General features: G+C 68.3%; 1 protein-coding gene. It reads left to right on the top strand.

The window, feature by feature from the left end:
• A partial coding sequence (locus FK530_RS26105) for a hypothetical protein (RefSeq protein WP_438947268.1) occupies positions 1–530 on the top strand: 530 nt, incomplete at its 5' end.
• Positions 531–605: the final 75 nt, after the last annotated feature.

Below are 605 nucleotides of genomic sequence, written 5' to 3'. Positions count from 1 at the left end.
CCCAGGAGTACAAGAAGTACCGACAGCTCCTGCGGGAGGAGTACGACCACGTCGACGACCTGACCTACCTGAGGGCACGTCGCGTCGTCGTCCGTCGGCTGCTGTCCCGCCCCTCTGTCTTCCAGTCCCCCCGGGGACAGGCGTGGGAGGCACGCGCCCGGGAGAACCTGGAAGCCGAGCTGGCCAAGACGGATGAGGCGATCGCACTCCTCGACCCCTCCGACACCGCCCCCGGCGAGGAGGCCCACCCCGACGTGGACGTCGACGTGTCCGAGGGCCCCACACGCAACGAGTTCGGTGACGACGAGGCCGTGACCTCGACCGGTACCATCATCATCCGTCGCAAGCACCTCAAGAAGAATGCCCCCACACCCACTGGGGAGGAACCGCCGATGACCACGGGCAGGTTGCCCCTGCTGGCGGAGGACGACACCCCCACGGAATCCGGGACGAACGAGGACGACGCGTCCTCCCTGGAGACCGCCATCGATGCTCTCGACGTGCCGTCGCGCCCCACGGACCCTCGCTGAAGCCGGGAGATCCCAGCACCTTCCCCCCCCTGAAGCCGCGAGGCGACTGCACGGACGAGTGGTCACCACAGATCC

Source organism: Tsukamurella conjunctivitidis (genome assembly GCF_007858475.1).
Lineage (GTDB): Bacteria > Actinomycetota > Actinomycetes > Mycobacteriales > Mycobacteriaceae > Tsukamurella > Tsukamurella conjunctivitidis.
The sequence above is the reverse complement of the archived record's forward strand: the minus strand, read 5'-3'. Positions and strand labels throughout refer to the sequence as shown.